Source organism: Desulfurobacterium indicum (assembly GCF_001968985.1).
GTDB classification, from domain to species: Bacteria; Aquificota; Aquificia; order Desulfurobacteriales; family Desulfurobacteriaceae; genus Desulfurobacterium_A; species Desulfurobacterium_A indicum.
On record NZ_MOEN01000016.1, the window covers coordinates 25,944 to 33,851 of the forward strand.

The window sequence follows — 7,908 nt, forward strand, 5'->3', positions numbered from 1 at the left end:
CTCAATATATCCTTACAATATTATACAGAGAATCTCTCTCTACTGGTGTTTTTCCAGCCTCTTTTATCAATCTTATCAGTCTTGATTTAGGCATATACTCTCCTGCCCTTGCACCGGCAGCCTGTGTTATCTCCTCTTCTACAACTGTCCCGTCAAGGTCATCAACACCATAAAATAGAGACATCTGAGATATTTTTTCTCCTAACATTATCCAGTAAGCCTTTATGTGATAAAAGTTATCAAGCATAAGCCTTGATACTGCCAGCGTTTTTATTTCATCAACGCCGGTAGTGTAATCAGCTCCCCCTATTTCAGTATTAACAGGATGAAAAGCCAGAGGAATAAACGCCTGAAACCCACCAGTCTCATCCTGAGCTTCTCTCAATCTGATCAAATGATTAACCCTGTGAGCAAAAGTCTCAACATGACCAAACAGCATTGTTGCATTTGTTTTTATACCAAGTCTGTGTGCAGTTTTGTGAATTTCCAGATACTCTTTTCCGGAAATCTTGTCAGGACACAACTTCTTTCTTATATCTTTATCAAATATCTCACCGCCCCCGCCGGGCATCGAAGTAAGACCTGCTTCCTTCAATGCTATTAAAGTATCTTTAATACTCTTACCACCCCTATTTGCTATATATTTTATCTCTTCTGCAGTGAAAGCCTTTATCTGAACATCGGGGAATTCCTCTTTTATCCTCTTTACCATTTCTAAGTAATAATCAAAACCCCACTCAGGATGAAGCCCACCCACAATGTGAACCTCAGTAACACCAGACAGATTCATGTTTCTCATTTTATCAAGAATTCTATCTATCGAAAGCTCGTAAGCTCCCTCATCTCCTTTGTTCTTCCTGAAGGCACAAAATTTACACGTCCCCACACAAATGTTTGTCGGTGTTATGTGAACGTTAACGTTGAAATAGACCTTATCTCCGTTCTTCTTCTCATTCACATAAGATGCCAGAATACCTATTGCTGTTAAATCATTGCTTTCAAATAATTTCAATCCGTCTTCAAAAGAGAGCCTCTCTCCGGAAAATACCCTCTCCGCAATCGAATAGAGATTTTTGTCTTTTATGAAAGAAAACATATCCATTTCAGACCTCACAGATAAACATTGACGACATTATAAACGGTATCCCTTTCAACCGGCACCTTGCCAGCTTCCTTTATAAGCTTTATAAGTTTGCTTTTAGGCATGTAACTTCCGGTATTCGCACCCGCTGAATGGGTTATCTCTTCTTCTATGACCGTTCCGTCAAGATCATCAACACCAAAGAAAAGAGATGTTTGAGCCAGTTTTTCACCTAACATTATCCAAAAAGCCCTGATATGAGGAAAGTTATCAAGCATAAGTCTTGCAACAGCAAGCATCTTTAAATCATCAAAACCTGTCGTTGGCTTTCCTCCCAGCTGTGTGTTATCTGGATGATAGGCAAAAGAGAGAAATGCCTGAAATCCACCAGTCTCATCCTGAGCTTCCCTCAACCTGATAAGGTGATCGACCCTATCTTCAATAGACTCAACGTGGCCGTAAAGTATGGAAGCATTACTCTTTAAACCAAATCTATGAGCAATTTTATGAATTTCTATATACCGGGAAGAAGAAAGTTTTTCAGGACAGAGCTTTCTTCTTAAAGTTTCTCTGAAAACTTCAGCTCCACCTGCAGGTAGAGAACCAAGACCTGCCTTAACAAGATCAGAAAGAACCTCTTCAACGGTTTTGTTTCCTATTCTTGCAAGATGATCTATCTCTTCTGCCGTAAACGCCTGAATATGAAGAGAGGGGAAAGCTTCATGAACCGCTGTTATCATAGCTAAATAGTAGTTATAATCCCAATCAGGATGTAATCCACCTACTATATGAATTTCAGTTATACCCTTATCTACATGCTCTTTTACTTTTCCAACAACCTCATCTATTGAAAGCTCGTAAGCCCCCTCATCTCCTTTATTCTTCCTGAAAGCGCAAAACTTACAAATTCCGATACATATATTTGTAGGATTGACATGCCTGTTAACAACAAAATAAACCAGATTGCCGTTCTTCCTTTCATTTACAATAGAAGCGAGCTTGCCGATGGTGAGAATATCGTTACTTTTAAATAGCCTAACACCGTCCTCAAAAGAAAGCCTTTCACCGGACATCACTTTTTCATATATGGGAAGAAGCTCTTTGTCTTCTATAAAAGGCTCAATACTCCTTTCCAATTTCATTTATTAACCCTTTTTTTTCAAGAAATCTGGTAAGTTTTCCTATCCTATCTATCGTTGTAGAACTTAAATGATGCTCAAGAAGGCAACCTTCCTCTTCAGCCACATCGTCGGGAAGATGCAAAACCACCCTCATAAACTCTTCAAGAATTTTATGTTTTTCCAAAAGCTCCTCAGCATATTCTTTCCCTTTATCGGTAGTTCTTACAAGCCCGTAAGGCTCATAGTTTACGTAACCTCTTTCCGAAAGCCTCTTTAAAACCTCTGTAACCGTCGGCATCTTTACATTTCTCTTTTTAGCTATCTCTTTAACCCTTGCTACACCGTTCTCCTTTTCAAGAAGATAGATTGTCTCAAGATAATCTTCCAATCTTGGTGCTAACTTATTTCTCTCTTTCATATAACCTCTTCTGTTCTAAAAGGTTTATTAATTTTACCACAGGTTAAGGAAACCAAGGCGTCAAACATCCCAGAATATTCTTGAATAGTAAAAATCCATTTAATAAGATTGCACACTTTCCCGTTTAGCATATAATAGTAAGGTTGCAAACCTAATCTTTAGGAGGCAAACCAGCCTTGATTGCGAAAATCGTATTAAAGGAGGAGTGGAAATGGCCAAGACTCTCGGCGTCCACATTGTAGCTGACCTTTACGGTTGCGACCCGGAAATCCTCAAATCTGCCGACAGAATGGCTGAGATTTTCGAGGGTGCTGTCAGAGAAGCAAAACTCAACAAACTGTCTTCTCACTTTCATCAGTTTTACCCCTACGGTGCAACAGGGGTAATAGTTATTTCTGAGTCACACCTTTCATTTCACACGTGGCCCGAACACGGATATGTGGCAATCGACGTTTACACCTGTGGTGCACATGAACTTGCATTCAAAGCTTTCGATTACATCGTGGATAAGTTAAATCCCTCAAGAGTGGAAAAGGATGTTCACTTTAGAGGGGTGATTGATGAAAGTGAGGAGGTGGAATTCGCATCCGCCTACTCGGTAGAGGCATAATCAGGGGGTGTAAGCCCCCTATATTAAATTATTCTTCGCCAAATTTTCTTTCAAGTTTCTCCTGTTTTAACTTACAATTAATACAGAGCTCTGCAACAGGTCTTAACTTTAAACGTTCATAAGAAATACATTTACCGCACTCTTCACATATACCATAAGTGCCTTCTTCTATTTTTTGCAAAGCCTTCTCTATCTTTTTGAGATACTTGGCCTCTCTGTCTCTTATTCTCATTTCAAAGGTTCTTAGGATCTCCTCCGTTGACATGTCAACAAGATCACCAACTTCCCTCTCCGCATTTGCCTCTTCAAGGATACCCCTCTTGATATCCTCAATTAATTCCCTTTTCTTCTGCTCAAGTATCTCTCTAAACTCTTCAAGCTGCTTCTTCGTGAGACATTGATTTCCCTTCATAACTGACCCTCCGGCCGATTTGATGATGTAATGTAAAAACAATCCATTAACTTGTCAATCTGCTACCGTATCTTTAAAAAGCTAAGAGATAGCAGGGCAAGAAGTATTGAAATTATCCAGAAACGAACAGTAATCTTCGGTTCTTCCCACCCTTTTTTCTCAAAATGGTGATGCAAAGGTGCCATAAGAAAAACACGCTTTCCTTGACCGAATTTTCTACGAGTATATTTGAAGTAATAACGCTGAATAATAACAGACAGCGTTTCAAGAACGAATATACCACCTGCAATGGCAAGAATAAACTCCTGTTTAATGATAACAGCTACTGTTCCTAAAAGAGCTCCCAGAGCAAGAGACCCTACATCACCCATAAAAACTTCCGCAGGATAAGCGTTAAACCATAAAAAAACAAGGGAAGCACCGATGACAGCTCCACAAACAATAGAGAGCTCTCCAGCACCTGCAACATAAGGAAGGTGAAGGTAGGTAGAAAACTTCACGTTGCCGGCAACATAAGCATACACAAGAAGAACTAGAGATGTTGTAATCACAGGACCTATTGCCAGACCATCAAGACCATCTGTAAGATTAACCGCATTGGAAGAACCGACAATAACAATAACAGACCACAATACAAACAACATCCCAAGATCCAAATGTAAATTCTTAAATACTGGAAAATAGAGCACCGTTGAAAATCCAGACGCATAAAGAATTACTGATATTGCAAAAGCAACTATAATTTGCGACAAAAATTTTCTTTTTTCAGACAACCCTTCAGGATTTTTCAGCTTTGCCTTTATATAATCATCGACAAAACCTATCAAACCGAAGCCGCATATCGCCATAATGGCAAGCCATATAAACAGATTATTCCACTTATTCCACAAAAGAACAGATATGAGAAACGCAGAAATAATAAGAACACCACCCATAGTTGGAACATGTTTTTTCTTGTGATTTTCAGGCATATACTCTTTTATTGTCTGTTCAAACTGAAGATGATTTAAAAACTTTTTCAATTTTGGATATATGAAAAATCCAGAAAGAATGGCAGTAATGGTAGCATACACCAATCTAAAGGTTATATACTTAAAAATATTAATGCCAAGCAGTTTATAAAAGAAACCGTAAAACATACACTCTCCGAGGAAAATTTGTTAAAAGCTATTTTATACTCAAAACAGAAATGATAAAAGGATTATAGAAAAATTTAAGCCTGCAAGTGACAAAGGAAAGGCGATTACTTAATTTAAAAGAAAGTAACCTTCTTTAAGCGGAGGAAAAAAATGCCGATAAGAGACATAATGATAAGAAAAGTAATAACCGTTGACATAGAAGACTCTATCGAATATGCCGTCAAAAAATTGGAAGAGAAAAACGTGGGAAGCCTTGTGGTTATGGACGGCGATAAACCGGTAGGCATTGTAACGGATAGAGATATAGCAATACGAGGGCTCGGTAAATCACCAGACACTCCTATAAAATCGATTATGACTCCGGAATTGATAACCGTAACTTCTGACAGTGATTTCTTCAAACTAACAAAAAAGTTCAGAGACTTCGGCGTGAGAAGGATAGTTATCGTTGACAAAAAGGGCCGATTAGAAGGTATAATTTCCATTGATGATGTTCTTGAAGTCCTGGTAACGGAATTTGCCAACCTTATTGGAGCCATAAGGAGCTAACTGAATGTATCGCGTGGATCTAGAACTTTTTGAAGGACCTCTCGACCTTTTAATTTACCTGATAAGAAAAAAAGAGGTTAGTATTTACGACATTCCCATATCTGAAATAACCAAAGAATTCCTTCACTACATAGAAACGATGAAAGAACTGAACATTCCACTGGCTTCTGAATTCATAGTAATGGCTGCAACTCTTGCAAAGATAAAATCGGAAATGCTAATTCCTCGAGACGACGATTACGACCCCAGAAAGGCAATCGTTCAGGCAATAGAAGAATATCTAAAGATAAAAAAAGGAGTCAAAAAGTTAGAAGAACTTGAAAACCTACAGGCAGAGATGTTCTCTAATAACACCGCCGACATTGTTTTTCAATTCCAGGACAAAATAAAGATAGCAAACACACCGGAAGACCTTAAAGAAACACTTATGAATCTTCTTGAAAGGAAAGAGCCGGACACAGGAGCAAAGCTATCCCTTAACAGTGAAAGGTTTAAAGTATCCGTAAAGATAGAGAAAATCAGAAGACTCCTTAAAAAGCATGAAGTAATAAAGTTTTCAAAACTAATGGAAGAATCCATTTGTAAGCTGGAAGTTATCGTCTATTTCTTAGCAATACTTGAACTGTGCAAAATAGGCGAAGCCGCCGTAAGTAAGGAAGACGATGACATAATAATATCAAAGGTCTGCAAGCTTTTCACTGATAATGTCCTGTTTACTCTTGAGCGTGAAAAAGCGATAGAGGTAGGAAACCCTATCTAAAGAAAGCCCGGAAAACTCAACAACAATATCAACCGGAAGCCCTTTTCTAATCAATCTGTAAGCATAATTCTCTCTAAAATCATTGAGGGAAAAAGTCTTTCCCGTTATCTTAAAGAAAGTAACCTTTAAGCTGTTAGGATTTACAGAAAGTGTAACGACGCCGCTATTTTCAGCCTCTTCCAAAATTTTAACAACTTCTTTATCTACCAATAGTCTCTTTATCTTACCTTCATCAATAGCAGGAACTTTATCAATATATTTAACAGTGAATTTTTTCAATTTAGCTATTTCGGAAGGTTTTAACCCCAGATAAAACATCATCACAAGAGCAACTTTAGTATCCTTTTTTCTACTTCCAACCGCTTTTTTATAAAATTCCTTCAATTTATTATCATCTATTAGAACAAAATTCTTAAAATCGTCTTCCATATCAACGGAAACGGAAAGCTTTATCCCAAAAGTAAGTGAAAGATATTTCCTTATTCCGGAAAGTGCGGTTTTCAAACTTCCCGAGGTCTTATAAGTCGAAGACAAAAAAGAAATTAATTTATATTCATCAAACTTCTTTTCCTTAAAGCCGTAAAATCTCAAAAAAAGATAAAACTTCTCCACTGCTCGCAGATAAGTAGCTATTGAATTTTGAGAGTAACCTTGTTTTTCCAGATACCGCTTAAAATCTTCAACCCTTTTATTGACAACCACAACAAATACTCCTTCCAAACGTTAAGAAATTCCCAATTGAACCTTAAGAATTTTACCAATACCATTAAACAAAAAGTAGTCGGGAAAGATTATGGAGCATTTTAATATTTCGATACACGACATCACAAAGAGCACCTTGAAAAACGTAAAAAAGCTTAAAGAAATCCTTAAGGAAGAAGGAATGGAAAAAATCTCTTACCTTCTAATCCCTTACTACCACGAAAAAGAGTGTTTGACAGAAATAGCAGATGAAATTAAAAGCCTTGTGAGAAACGGAGAACCCATCCTCCACGGATATACACACAAAGGAAAAAAACTCAAAAAACTATCACCTACAAAATTACTCACTGACAACGAAGGAGAATTTATCTCCCACAATAACATAGAAGAACGGCTGATAAAGGGAAAAGAAATCCTCAAAAAGATCAACATAGAACCAGAAGGCTTCATAGCACCCGCATGGTTAATGAAAAAACGACTTTAAATACCTAAAAAAACTTAATTTCAAATTCACAACTTCAAGATTTTTCATATATAACCTCAAAAACAAAGAAAAAATTTTCTCTCCAGTAATAACATTCAGTTCAAGAGAACCTATCCAGTGGATTTCAATGGAAACGTTTTTGCCACAAATAGATCTTTACGCACGGTTCCTCAAAGTTGTCAGGGTAGCACTTCACCCTTCCGATGCAGAAAATGAAGAAAAAATCAGATACATCCGGAAAGGAATAAGAGACTTAAAACGACTTGGAAAGGAATCTTTTATAAACGAAATCTTAAACGGGGAAAAATCATGATAAAGGTAGATTTACATCTCCACTCCAGAGCATCAAACAGACCTGCCGGCTTTCTTTCAAAAAAACTCAATATATGTGAAAGCTATTCAGAACCTCTAAAACTATACGAAAAGCTAAAAAGCCGCGGAATGACTCTTTTTACACTTACCGACCACGATTCAATAGCGGGATGTCTCGAAATTGCTCATCTGCCAAACACATTCATAAGCGAAGAAATAACAACTCAATTCCCTGAAGATGGAGGTTGTGTCAATAATTTTGTGTAAACCATTAGGAGTACCTCCTGGAGAACATATCCTGAAGTTCTTCCTTAGCCTCA

Annotated in this window: 12 protein-coding genes; 6 read left to right on the top strand and 6 right to left on the bottom strand. The window is 37.6% G+C overall.

Features of this window, described 5'->3' with window-relative positions; translation table 11 throughout:
* Position 1 precedes the first annotated feature (1 nt).
* Genes mqnE (BLW93_RS05235) through BLW93_RS05245 form a run of 3 tightly spaced genes read right to left on the bottom strand, consistent with a single transcriptional unit; the run spans position 2 to position 2,620 of the window.
* Positions 2-1,096, bottom strand: a complete 1,095-nt coding sequence (mqnE, locus tag BLW93_RS05235; protein WP_076713058.1) for an aminofutalosine synthase MqnE — start codon at positions 1,094-1,096, stop codon at positions 2-4.
* A 14-nt stretch (positions 1,097-1,110) separates the two neighbouring features.
* On the bottom strand, positions 1,111-2,223 hold the full coding sequence (gene mqnE / locus BLW93_RS05240) for an aminofutalosine synthase MqnE (protein WP_076713050.1): 1,113 nt from the start codon (positions 2,221-2,223) through the stop codon (positions 1,111-1,113).
* Positions 2,201-2,620 carry a metal-dependent transcriptional regulator gene (locus tag BLW93_RS05245; protein ID WP_076713051.1) on the bottom strand — a complete coding sequence of 140 codons (420 nt, stop codon included), beginning with the start codon at positions 2,618-2,620 and terminating at the stop codon, positions 2,201-2,203. Before BLW93_RS05245 ends, mqnE (BLW93_RS05240) begins: the two co-directional genes overlap by 23 nt.
* 211 nt (positions 2,621-2,831) lie before the next feature.
* On the opposite strand from BLW93_RS05245, the gene speD reads away from it, so the two are divergent.
* Positions 2,832-3,230 carry an adenosylmethionine decarboxylase gene (gene speD, locus BLW93_RS05250; protein ID WP_076713052.1) on the top strand — a complete coding sequence of 133 codons (399 nt, stop codon included), beginning with the start codon at positions 2,832-2,834 and terminating at the stop codon, positions 3,228-3,230.
* Between the two features lie 28 nt (positions 3,231-3,258).
* Here speD and BLW93_RS05255 read toward each other — a convergent pair whose 3' ends face one another.
* Together BLW93_RS05255 and mraY are read right to left on the bottom strand one after the other, a co-directional pair.
* A complete protein-coding gene (locus BLW93_RS05255) occupies positions 3,259-3,642 on the bottom strand; it encodes a TraR/DksA family transcriptional regulator (RefSeq protein ID WP_076713053.1) in 384 nt (127 codons plus the stop codon).
* Positions 3,643-3,704: 62 nt separating this feature from the next.
* Positions 3,705-4,781, bottom strand: a complete 1,077-nt coding sequence (gene mraY, locus BLW93_RS05260; RefSeq protein WP_076713054.1) for a phospho-N-acetylmuramoyl-pentapeptide-transferase — start codon at positions 4,779-4,781, stop codon at positions 3,705-3,707.
* A gap of 150 nt (positions 4,782-4,931) precedes the next feature.
* On the opposite strand from mraY, the gene BLW93_RS05265 reads away from it, so the two are divergent.
* Both BLW93_RS05265 and BLW93_RS05270 read left to right on the top strand, forming a co-directional pair.
* Positions 4,932-5,330, top strand: coding sequence for a CBS domain-containing protein (locus BLW93_RS05265; RefSeq protein ID WP_076713055.1), 399 nt, complete (start codon positions 4,932-4,934; stop codon positions 5,328-5,330).
* Between the two features lie 4 nt (positions 5,331-5,334).
* The gene (locus tag BLW93_RS05270) at positions 5,335-6,090 is read left to right on the top strand and encodes a segregation and condensation protein A (RefSeq protein ID WP_076713056.1); all 756 of its coding nucleotides are present in this window, start codon (positions 5,335-5,337) and stop codon (positions 6,088-6,090) included.
* Here the strand turns inward: BLW93_RS05270 and BLW93_RS05275 are convergent.
* Positions 6,007-6,792, bottom strand: a complete 786-nt coding sequence (locus tag BLW93_RS05275; RefSeq protein ID WP_076713057.1) for a hypothetical protein — start codon at positions 6,790-6,792, stop codon at positions 6,007-6,009. The genes BLW93_RS05270 and BLW93_RS05275 overlap by 84 nt on opposite strands.
* Before the next feature lie 91 nt (positions 6,793-6,883).
* Between BLW93_RS05275 and BLW93_RS08705 the strand changes: the two genes are divergently transcribed.
* The 3 genes from BLW93_RS08705 to BLW93_RS05285 all read left to right on the top strand — a co-directional run bounded on the left by BLW93_RS08705 (position 6,884) and on the right by BLW93_RS05285 (position 7,855).
* Positions 6,884-7,276 carry a DUF2334 domain-containing protein gene (locus BLW93_RS08705; protein WP_078058152.1) on the top strand — a complete coding sequence of 131 codons (393 nt, stop codon included), beginning with the start codon at positions 6,884-6,886 and terminating at the stop codon, positions 7,274-7,276.
* 127 nt (positions 7,277-7,403) lie between these two features.
* Entirely contained in the window at positions 7,404-7,589 is a 186-nt protein-coding gene (locus BLW93_RS08710) for a hypothetical protein (RefSeq protein WP_078058154.1), read from the top strand.
* Entirely contained in the window at positions 7,586-7,855 is a 270-nt protein-coding gene (locus BLW93_RS05285; protein WP_216818665.1) for a PHP domain-containing protein, read from the top strand. Before BLW93_RS08710 ends, BLW93_RS05285 begins: the two co-directional genes overlap by 4 nt.
* Positions 7,856-7,908 lie beyond the last annotated feature (53 nt).